At 34.1% G+C, this 18,416-nt stretch carries 25 protein-coding genes; 6 read left to right on the top strand and 19 right to left on the bottom strand.

Annotation, left to right across the window (positions count from 1 at the left end; all coding sequences use genetic code 11):
• Nucleotides 1-5: 5 nt before the first annotated feature.
• Nucleotides 6-680 carry an HAD family hydrolase gene (locus tag CIB95_RS03720; protein ID WP_094921964.1) on the bottom strand — a complete coding sequence of 225 codons (675 nt, stop codon included), beginning with the start codon at nucleotides 678-680 and terminating at the stop codon, nucleotides 6-8.
• A 54-nt stretch (nucleotides 681-734) separates the two neighbouring features.
• Complete coding sequence (locus tag CIB95_RS03715) at nucleotides 735-1,382, bottom strand: HAD family hydrolase (protein ID WP_094922173.1); 648 nt, start codon at nucleotides 1,380-1,382, stop codon at nucleotides 735-737.
• Nucleotides 1,383-1,625: 243 nt separating this feature from the next.
• Between CIB95_RS03715 and CIB95_RS03710 the strand changes: the two genes are divergently transcribed.
• Nucleotides 1,626-2,045 (top strand): VOC family protein, encoded by a 420-nt coding sequence (locus CIB95_RS03710; protein ID WP_094922170.1) that lies wholly within the window; start codon nucleotides 1,626-1,628, stop codon nucleotides 2,043-2,045.
• Between the two features lie 145 nt (nucleotides 2,046-2,190).
• Here the strand turns inward: CIB95_RS03710 and CIB95_RS03705 are convergent, their stop codons facing one another.
• The 8 genes from CIB95_RS03705 to CIB95_RS03670 form a co-directional block, all read right to left on the bottom strand.
• The gene (locus tag CIB95_RS03705; protein ID WP_142296461.1) at nucleotides 2,191-2,724 is read right to left on the bottom strand and encodes a hypothetical protein; all 534 of its coding nucleotides are present in this window, start codon (nucleotides 2,722-2,724) and stop codon (nucleotides 2,191-2,193) included.
• A gap of 107 nt (nucleotides 2,725-2,831) precedes the next feature.
• Nucleotides 2,832-3,503, bottom strand: coding sequence for a 5'-methylthioadenosine/S-adenosylhomocysteine nucleosidase family protein (locus CIB95_RS03700; protein ID WP_094921959.1), 672 nt, complete (start codon nucleotides 3,501-3,503; stop codon nucleotides 2,832-2,834).
• A 221-nt stretch (nucleotides 3,504-3,724) separates the two neighbouring features.
• Nucleotides 3,725-4,258 (bottom strand): hypothetical protein, encoded by a 534-nt coding sequence (locus tag CIB95_RS03695; protein ID WP_094921957.1) that lies wholly within the window; start codon nucleotides 4,256-4,258, stop codon nucleotides 3,725-3,727.
• A 277-nt stretch (nucleotides 4,259-4,535) separates the two neighbouring features.
• Nucleotides 4,536-4,688: a hypothetical protein gene (locus CIB95_RS16145; RefSeq protein WP_158217553.1), complete on the bottom strand. Its 153-nt coding sequence runs from the start codon at nucleotides 4,686-4,688 to the stop codon at nucleotides 4,536-4,538.
• 159 nt (nucleotides 4,689-4,847) lie between these two features.
• The gene (locus tag CIB95_RS03685; RefSeq protein WP_094921952.1) at nucleotides 4,848-5,255 is read right to left on the bottom strand and encodes a hypothetical protein; all 408 of its coding nucleotides are present in this window, start codon (nucleotides 5,253-5,255) and stop codon (nucleotides 4,848-4,850) included.
• Nucleotides 5,256-5,330: 75 nt separating this feature from the next.
• Entirely contained in the window at nucleotides 5,331-5,801 is a 471-nt protein-coding gene (locus CIB95_RS03680; RefSeq protein WP_094921949.1) for a CDI toxin immunity protein, read from the bottom strand.
• Nucleotides 5,802-5,857: 56 nt separating this feature from the next.
• Nucleotides 5,858-6,337: a hypothetical protein gene (locus tag CIB95_RS03675; RefSeq protein ID WP_094921947.1), complete on the bottom strand. Its 480-nt coding sequence runs from the start codon at nucleotides 6,335-6,337 to the stop codon at nucleotides 5,858-5,860.
• A 311-nt stretch (nucleotides 6,338-6,648) separates the two neighbouring features.
• Nucleotides 6,649-7,191 (bottom strand): nucleotidyltransferase family protein, encoded by a 543-nt coding sequence (locus tag CIB95_RS03670; protein ID WP_094921944.1) that lies wholly within the window; start codon nucleotides 7,189-7,191, stop codon nucleotides 6,649-6,651.
• Between the two features lie 48 nt (nucleotides 7,192-7,239).
• Here CIB95_RS03670 and CIB95_RS03665 point away from each other — a divergent pair, with 48 nt between their 5' ends.
• Nucleotides 7,240-7,437, top strand: a complete 198-nt coding sequence (locus CIB95_RS03665; protein ID WP_094921941.1) for a YqzH family protein — start codon at nucleotides 7,240-7,242, stop codon at nucleotides 7,435-7,437.
• A gap of 1 nt (nucleotide 7,438) precedes the next feature.
• Here CIB95_RS03665 and CIB95_RS03660 read toward each other — a convergent pair whose 3' ends face one another.
• The 3 genes from CIB95_RS03660 to msrB form a co-directional block, all read right to left on the bottom strand.
• Nucleotides 7,439-8,230, bottom strand: a complete 792-nt coding sequence (locus CIB95_RS03660; protein WP_094921939.1) for an SDR family NAD(P)-dependent oxidoreductase — start codon at nucleotides 8,228-8,230, stop codon at nucleotides 7,439-7,441.
• Nucleotides 8,227-9,195: an MBL fold metallo-hydrolase gene (locus tag CIB95_RS03655; RefSeq protein WP_094921936.1), complete on the bottom strand. Its 969-nt coding sequence runs from the start codon at nucleotides 9,193-9,195 to the stop codon at nucleotides 8,227-8,229. Before CIB95_RS03655 ends, CIB95_RS03660 begins: the two co-directional genes overlap by 4 nt.
• Before the next feature lie 94 nt (nucleotides 9,196-9,289).
• Nucleotides 9,290-10,249 (bottom strand): peptide-methionine (R)-S-oxide reductase MsrB, encoded by a 960-nt coding sequence (msrB, locus tag CIB95_RS03650; protein WP_094921933.1) that lies wholly within the window; start codon nucleotides 10,247-10,249, stop codon nucleotides 9,290-9,292.
• A gap of 150 nt (nucleotides 10,250-10,399) precedes the next feature.
• On the opposite strand from msrB, the gene CIB95_RS03645 reads away from it, so the two are divergent.
• Nucleotides 10,400-11,146 (top strand): glycerophosphodiester phosphodiesterase, encoded by a 747-nt coding sequence (locus CIB95_RS03645; protein ID WP_094921930.1) that lies wholly within the window; start codon nucleotides 10,400-10,402, stop codon nucleotides 11,144-11,146.
• 89 nt (nucleotides 11,147-11,235) lie between these two features.
• Here CIB95_RS03645 and CIB95_RS03640 read toward each other — a convergent pair whose 3' ends face one another.
• Nucleotides 11,236-11,424, bottom strand: a complete 189-nt coding sequence (locus CIB95_RS03640; protein ID WP_094921927.1) for an aspartyl-phosphate phosphatase Spo0E family protein — start codon at nucleotides 11,422-11,424, stop codon at nucleotides 11,236-11,238.
• Between the two features lie 222 nt (nucleotides 11,425-11,646).
• On the opposite strand from CIB95_RS03640, the gene CIB95_RS03635 reads away from it, so the two are divergent.
• Nucleotides 11,647-12,597 (top strand): alpha/beta hydrolase, encoded by a 951-nt coding sequence (locus CIB95_RS03635; protein ID WP_094921924.1) that lies wholly within the window; start codon nucleotides 11,647-11,649, stop codon nucleotides 12,595-12,597.
• A gap of 112 nt (nucleotides 12,598-12,709) precedes the next feature.
• Nucleotides 12,710-13,744 carry an NADPH dehydrogenase NamA gene (gene namA / locus CIB95_RS03630; RefSeq protein WP_094921921.1) on the top strand — a complete coding sequence of 345 codons (1,035 nt, stop codon included), beginning with the start codon at nucleotides 12,710-12,712 and terminating at the stop codon, nucleotides 13,742-13,744.
• A gap of 262 nt (nucleotides 13,745-14,006) precedes the next feature.
• Here namA and CIB95_RS03625 read toward each other — a convergent pair whose 3' ends face one another.
• The 4 genes from CIB95_RS03625 to CIB95_RS03615 form a co-directional block, all read right to left on the bottom strand.
• On the bottom strand, nucleotides 14,007-14,561 hold the full coding sequence (locus CIB95_RS03625; RefSeq protein WP_094921918.1) for a DUF3221 domain-containing protein: 555 nt from the start codon (nucleotides 14,559-14,561) through the stop codon (nucleotides 14,007-14,009).
• A gap of 128 nt (nucleotides 14,562-14,689) precedes the next feature.
• Nucleotides 14,690-14,851 (bottom strand): hypothetical protein, encoded by a 162-nt coding sequence (locus tag CIB95_RS16140; protein ID WP_158217552.1) that lies wholly within the window; start codon nucleotides 14,849-14,851, stop codon nucleotides 14,690-14,692.
• A gap of 81 nt (nucleotides 14,852-14,932) precedes the next feature.
• Nucleotides 14,933-15,856 (bottom strand): ribonuclease Z, encoded by a 924-nt coding sequence (gene rnz, locus CIB95_RS03620; protein ID WP_094921915.1) that lies wholly within the window; start codon nucleotides 15,854-15,856, stop codon nucleotides 14,933-14,935.
• Between the two features lie 86 nt (nucleotides 15,857-15,942).
• Entirely contained in the window at nucleotides 15,943-16,200 is a 258-nt protein-coding gene (locus CIB95_RS03615; protein ID WP_094921913.1) for a stage VI sporulation protein F, read from the bottom strand.
• Nucleotides 16,201-16,390: 190 nt separating this feature from the next.
• On the opposite strand from CIB95_RS03615, the gene CIB95_RS03610 reads away from it, so the two are divergent.
• A complete protein-coding gene (locus CIB95_RS03610; protein ID WP_094921911.1) occupies nucleotides 16,391-16,474 on the top strand; it encodes a YjcZ family sporulation protein in 84 nt (27 codons plus the stop codon).
• A gap of 113 nt (nucleotides 16,475-16,587) precedes the next feature.
• Here CIB95_RS03610 and CIB95_RS03605 read toward each other — a convergent pair whose 3' ends face one another.
• Entirely contained in the window at nucleotides 16,588-18,303 is a 1,716-nt protein-coding gene (locus tag CIB95_RS03605) for an ATP-binding protein (RefSeq protein ID WP_094921909.1), read from the bottom strand.
• Nucleotides 18,304-18,416 lie beyond the last annotated feature (113 nt).

Raw genomic sequence — 18,416 nt, 5'->3', positions numbered from 1 at the left:
AACAATTAATCATATTGTTTGTTTAGTTCAGAAATAATTAATGGAACTTCTGCTAAATTATCTACGGTATAATCTGCATTCACTTTATTCCATTGTGAATCTTTCTTCCAAATTGTCTTCATCCCCAAACTTTCGGCCGCATAAACATCATTTTCTGGATGGTCTCCAACAAAGATACATTCATTTGGAGCGATATTAAGCTTATCAGTAGCTCTATAAAATATTTCGGGGTCGGGTTTTTTTATCCCTTCCCACTCAGATACTAAAATACAATCAAAAAATTCTTCAATACCTAAAGCCTTTATGTTATCCGTTTGAAATTTTCCATACCCATTAGTAATCATACCTAAAAGGAGATTGCTTCTTTTTAAGTCTTCTAACATGTCCATTAGATTTTCAAAAGGGACACAATGATTCTTAAAGTTAATTATATAATCTTGAAGTAGTTCTTCAGAAGTTATGCCTTCAATATTAAATTCATTGACTAACTTTTGATACACTTTATCTTTCCATACATACCCACGCATATCTAATTCTATAAATCTAGCGACATACTCTGCATTTGGGATATGTCCTACATAATCGTTTAATCTATCATATTGTTCATTTACAAAGTGTTTTACAGATTCATCTCTATTTAGTAATGTTCCATCTAAATCAAAAATAACAGCTTTAATCACTTTTACCTACTCTCCAATAATAAGAACAGCATATTCTTTAATTATTTAAAATTATTAACTTAATAATCTATCAAAAGAATTGATCTCGGCATATGGTTTTATTTCGGAATCATTCTTGATTTTTTGCGGATTAAACCAAATACCCTTCATACCTGCATTTTGACAACCAGCAATATCCTTTTCCAAGTCATCACCAACGAATAGTGCGGCTTCTGGATTCACATGAATCTTCCTTAATGCTAATTCAAATATTTGCTTATCAGGCTTACTAATACCGACTTCTTCAGAAATAATTATTTCATCAAAATAACGATTTAAATTAGTTTTCAGTATTTTAGCTTTTTGTCTCTGCGTTGAGCCGTTTGTTATTATTGCAACTTTAACATGCATTTTGATAGTATTTATGATTTTTATAGTGTTTGGACTTATTGAAAAACACTGAGGAAAATGATCATTCCAAAAATCTTGCAAGTGCTGTTGAGGCAATCTATATTGGGGTGGAAATTCATGAAATAATGATTCAAAAACTATTATTTTATTATTATCACCATAGGATTTTTTATCATATTCCTTGAACTGTACCAACATATTGTTTTTTTCTGATTGATCAACATCGTCATAAAACTTTTCTAAAATGATTGAAAACATTTTTTCTACTGCCTTGTCCCTATCAAGTAAGGTATCATCTAAATCAAATAAGATTGCTTCATAAGCTCTCAAGTATATACACAGCCTTCTCACGAAATTTTCATTCTAATTAGCAGCCTCAAATAGGTGCCTCCGCTCCTTAATGGAAAGCTCCAAGTTATTGCAATTACAATAAAGCTCCTCTTATCAAGAAATACCCCAGCAAATCTTTTAAGCTATTGAACAACCGTTTACTCAACATCAATATTAAAGTATCATTAAGTAGTTATCAATTTTTTCCAAGGGAGTTGTTGCATGATGTCAATAAGTTTAAACCCGTATTTGTTTTTTGACGGTAACACGAGAGAAGCTGTCCATTTTTATGAGAAAGTGCTTGGCGGAAAAGTAATGGGTATCATGACGTACGGAGATATGCCAGCTGACCCGAATAACCCATTGACCGATGACATGAAAGATCGCGTTATGCATGCACATTTGAAAGTTGGCGACGCGGATCTCATGTTCTCCGATACGTATGCAGGAATGCCCTATCAGCCAGGCAACACGATTCAGATTGCCATTCATCCGAAAGAAGAGGATAGAGCAAGAGAAATCTTCGCCGCTTTAGAAGACGGTGGACAAGTCATTATCCCCCTTCATAAGACAGCTTGGAGCCCTTTATATGGGATGGTACAAGACAAGTTCGGGATTACTTTTAATGTAAATGTCCCAGGATAATAGCTACATAAAAAAACATACTGGCTTCCAAATCACTAACAAAAATAGCCTCCTGTTTGCGTATGGACAGCAGGCTCCTCTCACCAAATGCAACTTCCGTTAAACAACACCTTATATATAAATTCTGTTTAGCAGAATAAGAAAACTAAGGCATATATTTTTTAATTACATTTTCATATTCTTCTTTCGTTACATCTTCATATTCATCTTTATCACCATAAGGGGCAGTGGTATTCTTGTTTAAATATTGATAGATTTTTTTCAAATCATTTATTTCTTGTGTATATTCATTTGCTTGAAAAACATTAGAAACTATATTATTTAAAGCAATTTCTAGACTAAAATTTCTAAATACGCTATTTTGATTAGAGTCAATTAACCCAACCATTTCAGCGGAAACAATCAATTCAGTTAATCCATACTCCTTATCGTTAGATAATCCAATCTTACCCTCAAACCGTTTAATCGCCATGCCGATATTCGACAAAATGTGATTTTCAATTGTAGAATTATGATACTGTTGTTGTTTTTCTAATTGTTGGTACATTTTAAGCTGAGTAACGTTTAGAACAACAGAAATAATCGCGATAACACTAATAAGTATAATAATTTTTCTTTCTAACACCTTAAAGATGGTTAGTACCTCCTTATAAAATACTGCGCAATAACCTATGTGCATGTTTAAGAATCCTGATTCGTTAGCGCAATAACGTATTAATATCGATTCAATAAATAAGGGTGCTTTTCCTTCTTATAGAAGAGCACCCCTTTACTTCTATAACATTTTTAAATAAATCTTTTTAAATATTCCCCATATATTTTGTTTATAACTTTGGGGGTATTTTCTAAATAAACATTAATTTGCTCAATGTTCGATTCGAATTTATCAGAATTTCTTTCATCTGTTGGAAAATCAGATATCCCTTTAATAATAATGCATTCAACATCATTCTTCTTACAAATATAAGCAATTGCACCCGCTTCTGTATCGGCTATTGTTATTCCGTTTTCTTTAAGTTCTAAATAGTCCTTCCACATAACTACAGCTTTATCAGCGGTGCCAATTGTTCCGGTATAAAAACCATTTCCATATTTTGATAGATCAATATTAACTATGAAGGATTGCTTAATAAGAGGCTCAACTTCTTTTACTGTGCAATCATATTGAACGGCTTTATTGGGTACAAAAATATCTAAATTACTAAACCTATCATCTATTCCTGCACATGTTCCAGCAACGATTACTTTAGTTAAATTAAATTTAGAAATCATATACTGATTACCACCAACACCATTTACTTTTCTTACACCTGTACTATAAAAAACAAGTTCAGTATCATTCATTGTTCTTATGAAATACTCGCCATATGGATAACCGAAACGTTCGTTATCTTTTATGCTAAAGTATTCCAATGTTGCTTCGTATTCCCACTTCGTTGCTATGCTTATTCCTATCATCGACTTTTCACCCTACAAATGTAATTTTTCACTATTAAATGTCTATACATGGTCTGTTTTTATCACTATTCTTCTTTACTCTGTTCATCAACAATTAGTTATTAGAATGTAAGTATCCTTTTTTACCAACCTGCAATCGTTAGTTTAACAACGCTTTGTTATTAATTCACTAAATAAGGGTACTTTTCCTTCTTGCAGGAACGCATCCTTAAGTAAAATTACTATGGCCACTCAATTCTTACTTGTTTTAAAAATTTCGTATATTCTTGTGTGAACTGATTTGGGTTCTCTACTTTTCGATACCCTCCGAACACATCTATATATCGAGAGAAATCCTCCCAAGCCTTTAATATTCTTTTTAAGTCATCTTCTCTTATTTCTTCAAACTCTTTTAAATCTGGGTCAGCATAGGTTACAAACATCGCATAAACTTGATTATTCAGATTATCATAATATTCATCATAAATCTGCTCATCTATATCATTTTTATGAAGTCTAATTAGTGATTGTAGATTGTATTTGGTACTCAGCCATAACGGAGCTAAGTGTGCAAAATTTTCTTGAGTAGGATGATTTACCGTGTCTTTAAGCGCATCATACATTGCTTTCGGTTGTAAGTTGTAATTATAAATTTCAAATTCAACATCTTCAATAATTTCTTGTTTTTCTTGTATTTGTGCTCGAAGGTTAAAATAAATCAATATACAAATAAGTCCAGCCAAAATGATAATTGCCCAATAAAACTTTTGTTTCATATTTTACCCCCTTATTAAAGCCCAGCAGAAGCTGCGATATTACACAGTCCTTTTTCACATAACCTCCACACGATAGTTGAAGAAGAAATGGGATGATTTATTAATAGTTTTCACCCCGTTACTAATCTCAGCTTTATTAATCATTTGTTACGCCCCCATGATAACTGTTGCTGAACTATACTGCACTCGTTAGCACAAAAAGGATTTTTATATCCTTCCAACTAGCAAGTGTATTTTTCCATAGTGGAAGAATGCTGATGAAATATAAAATCACTATTTATAAAATATCTACTAAATAGTTTTGTATAAACTTAGGTAAACTTTGAAAGAATAACCCTTCATATTTAATATCTAGCAGACCAGCAATGATAAAAATTATTAATAATAAAAGCAAAATAGTTATCTTGTTTCTTTTTATAATCCACTTCAAAATCTTTTTTCCTCCACTGTTATAACTTTTTCTAATAATTCTTCAATTGTACCAATACATTTTTCAACTTCTGATAAATGATAAAAAGTGCTGGTTGTCTCGAATTTATTAACATCAATCATATTAGTATTATTAATTTTCCTGAAGTGTTTTTTCAAATTAATCACAATCATTTAATGTCCGAAATAACTTTTTGTTTAATAATTCATTGGAATAGTCTCGGTCCACAATTGTTGCACCAAGTGGTTTATCTTCTAACTCCAAAAAATAAAACACACCTGCAACATTAGAAGATACAAACCCATATCCGTTAATCACTAAGTCCTCACTAAAGCTTGATAAAACTTTAATTAGTGGAGATAGACCATAAAACTTCTTACCAGTAATATGAGTTGAAATTTTGTGCCGAGCTTTAAGTGTCGGCAAAAGGCTATTAACTTTCTCTCGTGTAGGATATTTACCGATTACCCGATGTGATCTATCCTGTAAAAGAACACGAGCTTTTGAAAAGCACTCTTTATCCAGAATCTCAATCATTTCATTAAGAATTTCGTTAGACGACTTCATTTTGGAGTTTCACTCCCTTTTAATGATATAACGCCTATGCTTTAGTGAATAACTTATTGAACAAACGTGCACTCGTTAGTTGAAGAAGCCATTACCTAAATAACCTAGAGTTATTTCTCCTTCGCGATTAATCTCAACTAAACATTTACCTCTCACGTATAGGAAAGTATCTGCTGATACTGCTATAACATCATCTAAAGCCTTTTGAATATTATCGAATTTAGCTTTCAATACTGGGAATTTATCATGACTCCAATAAATTTCAATTTCTTCTTCTGAATCTAGTAAATCTGTTAACTCAACGAAATCGTTTATGTTCACAGGGTTTTTAAACTTTTCCCAATCTATTCTTCCCCACACAGTAAATGGAACATTTTCTTCAAATAGGTCATAAAGTTCTTCACTCTTATTATCGGAAAGAATTGTCACGCCATCACCCAATGCCTCTATACATTCATCAAATAAAGCTCCATAACCTTCCTTGATTTTTGCTTTTCGTTTTTCAATTAAAAGTTCTAATTTCTTCTTTCTGTCTTCTCTGTTCATTAATCTCCATCCATTCAAAAGGAGTGTAACTTCTTGAATTAACCTGCATTCGTTAGTTAAAAGTTTGGTTGCTTTTCTTTCATAAAGTCTATTAATGCTTGAGTTTCTTTTTTTCCAGCCTCTATAACGTAATAGACCCATGCTCCATTATCTCTGCCAGATAATAAAATATTTTTATGAGGTTTATCCGATTTTTTTAATGGTATATGAAAATAAACATTCTCATTTTCATCAGTTGGATGTGGATAATAAATAACAATGTACTCATCAATATATATCTCTGGTGCCTGGTGAGTAACTTTTAAAGTTGTCATCCACTCATCTGAAAGTGGTTGTAATTCATTGTATACTTCTTCGCTCCAATCAATTTTAGCGTCATGTAAATCAAAACCAAGCACTTTTTCATTTTCCAGTTGTATGACAATCCCTGTCTGAATTGACCCTTGGACTTTTGGGTCTATCGTGGCTTTGTGATCAAATCCAATACACCCTGACATTAGCACAATACTAACAACAAATATAATTAAATACCTCATAAACTTTTTCTCCTTTATTAATGAATAATTCTTAAAATCCTCTAACCCTTCTTGCACTATCCGTACCCGTTAGTTCAATAGTAAATATATTCCTTTATTTAATTTTAACATATATTCTAAATTGTCTTACTAATGAAATGCAGATTATTGAACAGGGGAAGATTTGTAACGATAGTCATTCCAATGCTAAAAAAACAAAAAGCAGAGTCAATCCAAATACGGATCACCCTGCTAACATAGCTGTTCTTATTATGATTTTTAAATCTGATGTATTTTAAGAGAGAACGGCATAACTAAGGACCTTTAATATATTAAAGATATCCAGCTATATTTTCTTTCACCTTTTTAGGTAAAATCGCATTACTTAACTGCGCTAGTCGAACAGAATTGGGCGGGGCAGTTTCATGAAAGTATCGCTCTATTGCCTTCACTTTTTCATCACGCCTTGGGATAAGCTGATAAAGTACATACCAATCGGTAACCTCCATCAAGGGAATTCTCTCACCTTCAATGCATATAAAGGCATTTACTGACTGCGATGAAAAAGGGTGCTCATACTCCCCTTCCTCATGAAACACTTTAAATTTAGCCATAACATCTATTGACGTATCAGCAATAACATAGTTATAGAAAAATTCAGTTCCATAAGGAAGTTTTGATGTCCCCTTTTTCCCTTCTCCGAGCATATCCAGTTGCTTTAGTGCTTCATGTATATCTTCTTCTGCAACAAAAATATCTAAATCTCGTACAACATTACAAAGGTTATATTGTCGTAATAAATACGAACCACCGACAGCCCAAGTCACATTTTTTTCATTGAGCACTTTGGCAATTTGAGATAAAGTATAATTCATAGTTCCTCCAAAAGTAAATGTAGCGTAATAGAAAGGTCGAATGCCTAAATGAACGAAAAGTTTCTATATAAGAAAGTACAACAGTGCTTTTTAAATTATAATCATGATTTAGACGTAATGCCGTTTCCAAAAAAGGACTATGAAATAATTGCCCAGCAAATAAACGACTATGTAAATGAACATAAAAAAGCAGATTTACATGTCATTATTCACGATGTTGTCTATGAATACTTGTCGAAAAACTAAGTTATTTCAACTCAAACGAACGCCTTGCTAATCTTTCAAACAAGCTCGGGAATAGCGCATACACTTTGCTTGCTATATTCATCCATAACGGTAAGTTTAATTCCCGCTTACGCTTCTCAATAGCAATGACTGTTTTTTTCGCAACATCACGGGCAGAAAGCATATACTTCCCAGCATTTTTGACGTAATTTCCAGAAGGATCGGCAATCGTTAAAAAGTCCGTTTTCATTGGTCCTGGGTTAATGACAGTAACTGCAACATTTGTTTTGTTCAGTTCAAGACGGAGGCTATTTGAATATCCAATTAATGCATATTTTGTTGCGCAATATGCACTTGATTTAGGTGTAGCAATTTTCCCTGCTTGTGAACCAATATTGACGATTTGGCCGCTATTTTCTTTAAGCATTCTCGGCAACACTGCTTGGGTGCATGAGATCACCCCGAGGACATTTACTTCGAACATCTCTTTCGTTTCAGCAAAATTAGCATCTATAGCGCGTTCGAAAAGACCAAAACCAGCATTATTTATTAAACAATCAATTGTTTGCCACTCTGAATAAATAGTTGAGAAAACGCTTCTCACAGCCTTTTCATCAGAGACGTCAAGCTCGTAATACGCACTTTTCACCCCATATGTAGAAGAAATTTTCTCACTTAACTCTTTTATCTTTTCCGAAGAACGAGCAAGCAAGCTCACATGTCCCCCACACTTTGCTACTTCGTGAGCGAGCTCTTTTCCAAGTCCACTCGATGCTCCAGTAATGACGAAATGTTTCCCAGCTAACCTACTCATGACGTTACCTCAAATATAATTTGATTGTTCATTTGTTTTTTCTTAATTTCATTGTTTGCTTCTAAATAGTCTAATTGACCAAACGTTTCCGATATTGCTAATGCAAATTGTTGGTCATACACTTTAGGAAATAAGCGCTGACAAATTTCAAACGCTGACATCGGTTCACTGCTGATCCACCTTTTAACCATTGCCGCTCGCTTTTCTTGCTGTTTTAAACGCATCTTTAATAAAGAAGCAACATTTGTCACTTCATCACCGTGACCAGAGTGTACAACTGTTGGCTTTAGCTCAATACATTTTTCTAATGACTCGCGATATTGTAACAACGGCTTTAAACGCTCTTTATCTATTGCAGGAATTGGCGGTTCTAAAAGAGGGTTTGAGGAAATTTTTTGTAAAATATGATCTCCTCCAAGCATTACTCCCTCTTGTTCATGATATAAAACGATATGACTGCTTGCATGCCCTGGCGTTTCAAACACTTTCCATCCAGGTAAACCATCAATCGTATCACCTTCACTAACTTCTCTATGTAATTCTGAATTACAGGAATATTTCAATGTGCTAGTAAGATCTATTCCTCTTTCAAGGTATTTTTCTGGAGTCCCATTTTCTCGTAACAGTTCAGTAAAAAAACGATTATGATAGTTTAAAAACTCTTCGTCTTGTTTTAACCATAGTTTGTTGCGCCAATGGCCTTCAATAGGAACTCCAGGAAAATAATCAATTAGCCCAACGTGATCTGGATGATGATGTGTAATAACGATTTGCTCTATATCATCAGGAGTGTACCCTAGCTGTGCTAACCCTACTGTTAATGTACTCCAAGCTTCTTCCGTTTTCGGACCGACATCAACCAATGTTAGTTTTTCACCTTTCATTAAATAAACATTTACTGGACCAACAGCAAATGGTGTCGGGATGACAATTTTATATAGTTCATCATTTAATTTATCTATCATATGTAAGATTTTCCTCCTAAAAGTATTGCTTCATCTATTTTACCACCAAAGAGAAAAAGGCACAGCGAAAAAGATGCTGTGCCAAGGTCACTTTCTATTCAAATATTTTTTTGTATTCGCCATACCCTTCTTTTTCAAGATCTTCCTTAGGAATGAAGCGAAGAGCAGCAGAATTAATACAATAGCGCAGTCCGCCCGCCTCTTTCGGCCCATCCTCAAACACATGACCTAAATGAGAATCTGCTGATTTACTACGGACTTCTGTTCGCACCATTCGATGAGAAATGTCCATTTTTTCTTCCACTTCTTCTTTTTCAAGAGGTTTCGTAAAGCTTGGCCAACCACAACCAGATTGGAACTGCTCACGTGAGCTAAAGAGTGGCTTGCCTGAGACAATGTCAACATATAGCCCTTCTTCTGTATTATCCCAGTACTCGTTTTCAAACGGTGGCTCGGTACCATTATTTTGCGTAACTTCATATTGCATCGGTGTTAGCTTTTCCTTTAAATGCTGCTTTTTTTCCGCGTCTGTCCAGTGAGACTTGATAAAAGCATCACGGCCAGATCCTTTTCGGTAAAGTTCATACCGGAACTGATTCTTCTTATAAAATTGTTGATGGTATTCCTCAGCAGGATAAAAACCGCTGTAAGGTAAAATTTTCGTTACAATCGGCTTTGAAAAACGCCCGCTTTCCTCCAATGCTCGTTTTGAATTCTCTGCTGCTATCTTTTGCGCTTCATCGTGATAAAAAATCGCTGTTGTATACGAATGTCCGCGATCATGAAACTGTCCTCCTGCATCTGTCGGATCAATTTGACGCCAATACACATCTAATAGCTTTTCATATGAAAAAATGGCCGGATCAAACGTAATTTGTACCGCTTCATAATGCCCAGTCGTTTCTGAACAAACTTCCTTATATGTAGGGTTTTCTTTATCTCCACCCGAATAACCTGACTCTACTTTCATAATTCCTGGTTCTGTATCAAAAGGCTTAACCATGCACCAAAAACAGCCCCCAGCAAATGTCGCTAATTGAACATTTTCACTCATTTCAAAACATCTCCTCATCAGTTGGATAAATACCTATACGAAATTATCTACAAACTATATTATAATCATATCTATGACATTTATATTTCTATCGTACCACTTTTATAGTAAACGTTCATTTTTGCAGATTATAACATAGAAGGTGATTGGATGAAGACACTCATTTACGCACATCGTGGCGCTAGTAAAGACTACCCGGAAAACACAATGATTGCTTTTAAAAAGGCATTGGAAATGGGCGCAGAAGGAATTGAGCTTGATGTTCAACTTTCAAAAGACAATGTTCCCGTCGTTATTCATGATGAGCAATTAAAACGAACGACAAACGGTAGTGGTTTCGTCAAAGATATGTCATTAAAAGAGCTGAAGGAATTAGATGCAGGTAGCTGGTTTAACTCAACTTTTAATAAAGAAAAAATTCCAACTTTAGAAGAAGTGCTAGTGTGGATAAAAGATACGAAGCTTGAGCTAAATATTGAACTGAAAAACAATATTATTGATTATGAAAAGATCGAAAAAATAGTCTACGAACTCGTTAAAAAATACGGCATGGAAACGGAAGTTATTTTTTCTTCATTTAACCATTGCAGTTTAAAGCGATTATTAGAGATAGATGAACATATTAATGTAGCGCCACTTCAATCAGCACGTATGATTACACCTTGGAAATACGCAAAAGGAATGGGCGCAACTAGCATGCATATTCGCTTTACGAGCTTGTCACAAAAAACGATTGAAGGATTTCATAAAGAAGAGTTAAAAGTTAGAACTTATACTGTCAATCGTAGCTTTTTAATGAGGCAATTTTTCAAGTGGAACATCGATGCAATAATGACTGATATGCCGAACAAAGCACTAGAAGTAAGAGATAACAAAAAAAGATGCTGGCTTTGGTAAAAAAGAAAAAAATTAATTACCCCTTACACATGTAACCCCCTCTATTTTGAGCGGGTTATTTTTATACTTTCAACGTTAGCCTAAATATATTAAGCAGTAACAGAACTATATTGATCTCTATACGTACCGTTCACTACTTTTCGATACATATTTAATAATTGGTCTAGTTCTTGACTACATTTAACTGTTTTATCATCAGTAAGACCATATTGTTCGGCAATTTCAAACATACGATTACGTTTCATTTCAATTAAATCCACTAGAGACATTAAAGGCATAAAAACTCACTCCAATTCAAAAAAATCAGCAACGAATTTAATCATACACTAGTAAAATTCAAAAAAAAATACATTCGAGAAAACTAGTCATCAACTTACATTCTTATGTATAAATCGACAATGTATGCAAACTTTTGCGACCAAAATAGGACGATTGACATAGTATAAAGTATATATATGTGTGCCTTGTTAAATTTAGATTGAAAGGGCGTGAAATAAGATTTGAGGGCGAAAAATAAAAATGAAAAACGCCCCTCCGATGTAAAAAGCAACTATTCTAAATTGGCATTAGGACTTTTTATTTTACTAGTCTTTAGTTTATGTACAGTATCACTACTAAGTTTTTCCGTTGCTACGAAGTTGACTCACCCAGATCGAACCATTGCAAAGCATCACCCTTCCAAAAAAAATCTCCCCACTGAAAATATAATTTTTCTAAGTAGAAAAGATAAGATATCACTTAGTGGATGGATTATTAAGGCAAAACGTGATACGAATAAATGGGTCATATTATCACATGGATACGGTGGAAACCGTAATATATTTGGCAGTAAAGGTCCTAATTTTTATAAATTCTTGCATGATAATGGCTACAACATTTTGACGTTTGACTACCGTAATAGCGGAGTATCTGATGGAAAAATAACAACAGTAGGCTATCATGAAGAAAATGACTTGCTAGGGGCGATTGATTATATCTTAACCATAAATGCAGATGCCGAGATATGTTTAATGGGATGGTCACAAGGGGCTGCAGTCTCATTACTTACTGCCAGTAAACATGAATCTGTGAAACTAGTTGTTGCCGATTCCTCATTTAGGAACTTACAAGGGTTTGTTAATGAGAACTTATCACAATGGTCAAATCTCCCTAACTATCCTTTTACTCCCGCAATCTTATTTATGATTCCGATTATTACAGGAACCAATATAGCTGATGTTTCACCAATTGATGCGATAAATAATTTCAACGGACCTATTCTACTCATTCACTCCATAAATGACACAACAATCCCTGCTAAAAATAGCAAATATATTTATGAGAAATATAAAGAGAAAAAAGAAATAACATTAATACTTTATGATAGTGACCGACATAAGGATGCCTACAAACAGTTTCCCAAGCAATATAAAGCTGATATACTAGAATTTTTTAATCGCTATGGCTTTTAAGGAGGATTAGATTCCTTCTTTTTTAATGCAATGTTTCTCAAGTTTAATTTTTCTCAAGATTCTTTTAATGTGGTACGATATTTATAGATTAGAGAATGAAGGGGTGTTTCAAATGAGTAACAATACAGCATTATTTTCACCGATCACTATTAATGGTGTTACCTTAAAAAACCGAATAGTTATGTCACCTATGTGCATGTATTCTTGTCTAGAACAAGATGGAAAAGTAACAAGCTTTCATAAAACTCATTACATAAGTCGAGCAGTTGGCCAAGTTGGACTAATTTGTTTAGAAGCAACCGCAGTTTCTACAGAAGGACGTATTTCTGAAGAGGACCTTGGAATTTGGAATGATGAGCATGTTACTGGCTTAAAGGAGCTAGTCCATGGCATCCATGAAGCAGGTAGTAAGGCAGCAATTCAACTAGCACATGCTGGAAGAAAAGCTATGGTAAAGGAAGATATAATCGCACCTACAGCTGAACCTCATAAAGAAGGCATGAAAGTACCAGTAGCAATGAGTGAAGAACAAATTAAGAAAACGATTAATGACTTCAAGGAAGGGGCTAGAAGAGCAAAAGAAGCTGGCTTTGATATTATTGAATTACACGGCGCACACGGATATTTAATTAATGAATTTCTATCGCCACTAATCAATACACGCCAAGATCAGTACGGTGGTAATATGGAGAACCGTTACCGCTTCTTAAAAGAAATCATTACTTCAGTCAAAGAAGTGTGGGATGGTCCATTATTCGTTCGTATTTCTGCTAGTGACTACCATGAACAAGGAAATAACGCTGATACATATGTCTCCGTTGCTCAGTGGATGAAAGAGCAAGGGGTTGACCTAGTTGATTGCAGCTCTGGTGGAGTTATCCAAGTTAAATTACAACAAAAAATAAATGTATTTCCTGGCTACCAAGTAGCCTTTGCAGATAAAATCCGCAATGAAGCACATATTGCAACAGGTGCAGTTGGAATGATCACTAGTGGGCTGCAGGCAGAGGAAATCATTCAAAATAATCGAGCTGATCTAGTATTTATTGGTCGAGAATTATTACGTGACCCTTACTGGCCAAGAACTGCAGCTAAAGAACTAAACGCAACAATAGAAAGTCCGCAACAATATAATCGAGCGTGGTAATAAGAAAAGCGAGGCGAACGCTCAGCGACGTATAAGCTGGAGCACTTTGTTTGAGATAAAGGAAACACAGCGAGTGGTACGAGCTGATGTTGACTTATCGTAAATAAAAAGTGTGAAGATTACTAGTCGCTGTGAGCCGCAGCTGGATCAGCTAAGAAAAGCTGAAGCAATCCCTAATTTCATCATCCTAGTTCTTGTGTAAAAAGTTAAACTTTATAAAACAAAAACATGCACAGCTATCTCAGTAGCTGTGCAATTTTTATTACTCAATAATTTCTCCATCTTCATTTATTTTGAATTGAATATTGCTTTGCGATTGATTTAAAAAGCTAATTTCAATTGTCCAGAAATCACCGTCTTTATTAAAGGCATAAATATAAGGATAATCATCTTCAACGTCTAATGTCGAAATTGCATTTGCTATACCAGTAGCTGGAGGATACGTAGCATCTGAATGAATAATTACTTTCGCAGCTCCACCTTGCATTGGATAAGATTCTGCAATTCCTCCTCTATAATACGTATCAACGAATTGACCAATCCTCAAATCTTTATATGAAAGCCAATCACCGTGACCATCTTCAACAATCGTTTTATCATTGAAAGAGTAATATGTGGCTTCTTCATTATCCTTTATGCCTATAACTAGCATCTCATCGCTAGAAAGACTGATGATAAATCCACTTACACCTTCATACATTGGTTCTTTTTCATCACTTGAATTGTTATTCCCATTAGAAGGGTTATCATTAACACTAGTCGACCCACAAGCTGTTAATAGCATTGTAAAAATAATTCCTAAAATAACTTTTTTCATTGTGTACATCCTTTCAATTAATCCTCTTTTGCTAATGTGACGAATAGATTTATAAAAAAGTTTCAAAAAAAATAATAAACCACAAAGAAAAAACAGGGATTCCTCCCTGTCTTCCTTGCTTTCTTCTATTACATTGCAGTTTGTTTTTGTTTATTTGAAGTCGAAATATGTAGTACGTTTTTAACTGCATTAACAATTTTTGTAGTTGTACGATCTTGAATTTTATAAAATATAGTTAACATAATTACCGCATAGACGATTACTGTCATTCCGATAAATGAAATTAGCATGTTTTTTCCCCCTGATAATGAGAATTACTATCATTTGAGTTTAGTTTATCACGAATGATATTCATTATCAATAAGAAATTTTCATTCTTTTTCCACTTTATACATTGCTAAGTCCGAAGCAATCTCTGTATTAGTAAAATTTTCTCTTGCCTCATTCACTAATTCTAAAGCACTTTCCTTTTGATAACGGGAACTAATATGCGTTAAAATGAGCCTTTTAGCACCTGCCTTTTCAGCTACTGCCGCTGCTTCTTTTGCCGTTGAATGAAAATAACGATGCGCTAATTCATGTTCATTTGATTTAAAAGTAGCTTCATGAATGACTAGATCGGCGCTCTTAGATAAATTGACAGCATTTTCACATACTCTTGTATCACCTAATATTGCAATAATACGTCCTTTTTTTGCTGGACCAATTAACGTATTACCATCTAATGTACTACCATCTGGCAACGTTATTTTTTTCCCTTCTTTTAACTCGCGATAAATCGGACCAGGAGCAATCCCCATTTCCTGTAGTCTTTTGACATTAAGCTCGCCAGGTTGATCCTTTTCCACAACGCGATAGCCAAAACACGGTATGCCATGTTCAAGAAGTGCTGATGTCACCGAATAATGACTCGTTTCTATGCCCCACTCTTCATCGACTTCTTCTATTTTCAAAGGATATTTTAAATGTGTACCACTCACTGTTAGGGCTGTTTCAACGAAAGACTTAATACCTTTTGGTCCATAAATCGTTAACTCGGTTTCTCCCCCTTGAAAAGATCTGCTTCCTAACAAGCCAGGCAAACCAAAGATGTGATCCCCGTGCAAATGAGTAATAAATATCTTTTCTATTTTGCTCGGCTTTATTGATGTATGTAAAATTTGGTGTTGTGTAGCTTCTCCGCAATCAAACAACCAAACTGCACCATTATTATTTAAAAATTTCAAGGCTATAGCTGATACATTTCTTTCCTTTGCCGGTACACCCGCACCAGTTCCTAAAAACGTAAGTTCCATCATAATTCCTCCTTGTACAATTCTCATTATACATGACAAATTGCATAGAAAAAAAGAACCCCGGTATGGAGTTCTTTGTCACGATATTACTTCTTATCAAACATTTTCGTAAGTGATGCAAGGTCTAAAGGCATATTGTTTTTAAGAATCGCTTGCACAATTTGTTCTTCTTTTTCCTTAGAAACAGGTTTATTCGCTATTTTTGATACTTTTTGAATAACATCACGCACCGTTTTTTCATCTTTAAAGTTAGCTGATTGTAAGGATTGGGCTAGTTTAAGCACCTCACCCATATTAACACCTGTTTTCTTTTCTATATTATTAAAAAATGGATTATCGCTCATATCTATCCTCCTTCGCACTGTTCATTATTAGTTTATGAACGAAAGAGAAACATGTGTATCTTTCTTACAGGAATTAACCAATAAATCTAGGGTATTTGATTATTTTTGAGAAATAGGTGGACAATCTCCCATACGACCAAAGTCAAGGAACCATATATTAATAGTACTGAAACAGTAGGAGGTGAAATTTATGGGTCACTATAAAGGTGGATTTGCATTAATCGTAGTATTGTTCATCCTATTAATCATTGTTGGTGCTAGCTGGGTATACTAGGATTTCGTAAGGTCCTGTCCATGAAATAACTACTCCCCTCATTCGAAACCGAGTGAGGGGCTACATATAAATGAAAATCCCCTTTAACAAATTTTGCTGAAGGGGGATTTAAATTAGGAGATTGGCAGTAAGACATCTACTGTCGTACCGACGCCTACCTTACTTTTAATTTTAATTTCACCAGCGTGTTCTTCAATAATTTTAAAGCTCATTGTCATACCAAGCCCCATTCCTTTTTCTTTTAAAGTGAAGAATGGCTCACCTATTCGTTCAATCCTTTCTTCCGGAATACCGACACCTTCATCAATAAAGCGAATAACGACTTGATCATTTCTAGCGAACACCTTAATTAAAACATTTCCTCCTTGAGGCATAGCCTCCATCCCATTTTTTAGAATATTTATGAATACTTGTTTAAGCTGATTTTTTTCACAATTAATAGCAGGTATTTCACCCTCAAAGTTTACATTAATAATGACAGAATTTAAATTTGCTTCTGATTGCGTCAATGCCACAGTTTCTTCAATAATTGGCACGATACACCTTTTTTCAAAAGAAAGCTTTTGAGGTTTTGCTAAAGCTAAAAACTCGCTAACAATGAAATTAATGCGATCAATTTCATCTATCATAATACTTTGGAAATAAGCCGCCTTACGATCTTCTTTTTTTTCCATTTGTAAAAAACCTCGTATTGTCGTTAGTGGGTTACGAATTTCATGGGCAACTCCAGCAGCAAGTTCTCCAACAACCGAAAGTTTTTCAGATCGTTTTAGCATTTCCTCTGTTTCTTTCAATAAGGTAACATCTTTCGCATATCCGATAATACCTTGAATACTTTCAGCGATGACCATAGGCACAACAGTAACTTCCATTTTTAACTTCTTCCCATCTTTATGAATGATTTCAATGAAATGGTTTTGTGGTTCACCTGAAATAACTTTTTCATACGTCGAATGGACGAGTCTTAAGTCTTCCTTAGAAAATATTGAAGCAAACGATTTTTTTTGAAAATACTCTTCAGAATACCCTGTTACGTTAGTAAAGTTGTCATTCACTTTTGTTAACTTACCATTGCGATCAAACATAAACACGAGGTCAGGGTTATAGTCAAATAATGATTGGTATGTTTGTTGCATGCCTTTTAATTCTTTAAACATTTTAAAATAACGGCGATTAGACAGAGATATCAATAATGCTACTATAGTAAATAATATAAGACCTATCATTTGGCTACTTACTAGCAAATAGCTAACTAATATTGCACTAATTAGCGTTATTAAATATGTAACTATTGCATCATTTGTTAATAACTTAATAGTCTTCACGATAGACTCACCTTGCAAAAATGCAAAGTATATACACAAAGTCATTGTATTAAGAGCTAAGTATATTAATAATGTAATTATATAACTACCTAACGTATCATTAGATAATGCTTCGACATTTAAAAAGGCAAGGTAAGAAAAACTCGCATAGAGAGCTATTATATAAATAGCAAAATTTGAGATATGCTTCCACCAGACCAAACGCTTATTAAATATCATTTCGACAATAATAGTAAGGAGTAGAACTATAAAAGTAACCTCTAATCCATATATTAATAAAGCAGATAAATAAATGGCAGAGTCTAAAGAAAACCAATTTCCATTTAAAGGTAATTTTATTTGATAAATAGCCAGTAGTGCCGAGCATAACGTTAGAACAAAAATCAATGGAAACTGATTTAAAAAGACCATGTAGTCCACTTTGAGTAAGAAAATAAGTAGCCCTATTATTGTAATTGTTAATAAGTAAATATTGGCTAGTTGTTTAGCTTTAGTTGATTTCAATTTTTTTCACTTCTTTTAAGTTTTTTTCATATAAATAGAATATTAGTTTCAATTCTATCAATTTATTGCATTCTTTACTAGTATCCAGAGAAAAAAGGCACAAATGTGCCTTT

The organism is Lottiidibacillus patelloidae, from assembly GCF_002262935.1.
Taxonomy (GTDB): domain Bacteria; phylum Bacillota; class Bacilli; order Bacillales; family SA5d-4; genus Lottiidibacillus; species Lottiidibacillus patelloidae.
Note: the sequence above shows the minus strand (reverse complement) of the source record. Positions and strands in the feature narration are given on the sequence as shown.

What these genes read in the sequence shown, in the direction of transcription:
- CIB95_RS03710 (WP_094922170.1), top strand. Translation starts at nt 1,626, where the DNA reads ATGTCAATAAGTTTAAACCCGTATTTGTTTTTTGACGGTAACACGAGA.
- CIB95_RS03645 (WP_094921930.1), top strand. Translation starts at nt 10,400, where the DNA reads ATGAAGACACTCATTTACGCACATCGTGGCGCTAGTAAAGACTACCCG.
- CIB95_RS03640 (WP_094921927.1), bottom strand. Translation starts at nt 11,424, where the DNA reads ATGCCTTTAATGTCTCTAGTGGATTTAATTGAAATGAAACGTAATCGT.
- CIB95_RS03615 (WP_094921913.1), bottom strand. Translation starts at nt 16,200, where the DNA reads ATGAGCGATAATCCATTTTTTAATAATATAGAAAAGAAAACAGGTGTT.
- CIB95_RS03610 (WP_094921911.1), top strand. Translation starts at nt 16,391, where the DNA reads ATGGGTCACTATAAAGGTGGATTTGCATTAATCGTAGTATTGTTCATC.
- CIB95_RS03685 (WP_094921952.1), bottom strand. Translation starts at nt 5,255, where the DNA reads ATGAAGTCGTCTAACGAAATTCTTAATGAAATGATTGAGATTCTGGAT.
- CIB95_RS03655 (WP_094921936.1), bottom strand. Translation starts at nt 9,195, where the DNA reads ATGATAGATAAATTAAATGATGAACTATATAAAATTGTCATCCCGACA.
- CIB95_RS03665 (WP_094921941.1), top strand. Translation starts at nt 7,240, where the DNA reads ATGAACGAAAAGTTTCTATATAAGAAAGTACAACAGTGCTTTTTAAAT.
- CIB95_RS16140 (WP_158217552.1), bottom strand. Translation starts at nt 14,851, where the DNA reads ATGCTAATTTCATTTATCGGAATGACAGTAATCGTCTATGCGGTAATT.
- CIB95_RS03660 (WP_094921939.1), bottom strand. Translation starts at nt 8,230, where the DNA reads ATGAGTAGGTTAGCTGGGAAACATTTCGTCATTACTGGAGCATCGAGT.
- CIB95_RS03680 (WP_094921949.1), bottom strand. Translation starts at nt 5,801, where the DNA reads ATGAACAGAGAAGACAGAAAGAAGAAATTAGAACTTTTAATTGAAAAA.
- CIB95_RS03695 (WP_094921957.1), bottom strand. Translation starts at nt 4,258, where the DNA reads ATGAAACAAAAGTTTTATTGGGCAATTATCATTTTGGCTGGACTTATT.
- CIB95_RS03700 (WP_094921959.1), bottom strand. Translation starts at nt 3,503, where the DNA reads ATGATAGGAATAAGCATAGCAACGAAGTGGGAATACGAAGCAACATTG.
- msrB (WP_094921933.1), bottom strand. Translation starts at nt 10,249, where the DNA reads ATGAGTGAAAATGTTCAATTAGCGACATTTGCTGGGGGCTGTTTTTGG.
- CIB95_RS03675 (WP_094921947.1), bottom strand. Translation starts at nt 6,337, where the DNA reads ATGAGGTATTTAATTATATTTGTTGTTAGTATTGTGCTAATGTCAGGG.
- CIB95_RS03705 (WP_142296461.1), bottom strand. Translation starts at nt 2,724, where the DNA reads ATGCACATAGGTTATTGCGCAGTATTTTATAAGGAGGTACTAACCATC.
- CIB95_RS03670 (WP_094921944.1), bottom strand. Translation starts at nt 7,191, where the DNA reads ATGAATTATACTTTATCTCAAATTGCCAAAGTGCTCAATGAAAAAAAT.
- CIB95_RS03625 (WP_094921918.1), bottom strand. Translation starts at nt 14,561, where the DNA reads ATGAAAAAAGTTATTTTAGGAATTATTTTTACAATGCTATTAACAGCT.
- rnz (WP_094921915.1), bottom strand. Translation starts at nt 15,856, where the DNA reads ATGGAACTTACGTTTTTAGGAACTGGTGCGGGTGTACCGGCAAAGGAA.
- namA (WP_094921921.1), top strand. Translation starts at nt 12,710, where the DNA reads ATGAGTAACAATACAGCATTATTTTCACCGATCACTATTAATGGTGTT.